The organism is Pseudomonas sp. SIMBA_041 (genome assembly GCF_046535095.1).
GTDB classification, from domain to species: domain Bacteria; phylum Pseudomonadota; class Gammaproteobacteria; order Pseudomonadales; family Pseudomonadaceae; genus Aquipseudomonas; species Aquipseudomonas mucoides.
This window is the reverse complement of sequence record NZ_JAWRXJ010000827.1, coordinates 1-243: the sequence shown is the minus strand read 5'-3', so window position 1 is coordinate 243 and position 243 is coordinate 1. Positions and strand designations below refer to the sequence as shown.

The following is a 243-nucleotide window of genomic DNA, read 5'->3' as shown; positions in this document are numbered from 1 at the left end:
CGCGTCGAGAAAGATCTGCCCGGAATCGGCCACGGTGATCGCCTTCGTCTTCGGCTTCGCGAGGCTCGCGGACGAGCTCGCCTTCGGCAGATCGACCTTGATGCCCTGCACCGACGCGGTGGTCATGATGATGAAGATGATCAGCAGCACGTACGCGAGGTCCAGCATCGGCGTGATGTTGATGTCGTCGTACGGCTTGTCGTCGTCCTGAACCTGCATGGTGGTCTCCTGCGTGCGTTCAGT

The 243-nt window shown here is 60.9% G+C and carries 1 protein-coding gene; it reads right to left on the bottom strand.

Annotated features, from left to right (window positions below; translation table 11 throughout):
• Positions 1–219, bottom strand: a 219-nt coding sequence (locus SB725_RS33445) for an ExbD/TolR family protein (RefSeq protein WP_410923729.1), incomplete at its 3' end; no start/stop codon positions are given.
• Positions 220–243 lie beyond the last annotated feature (24 nt).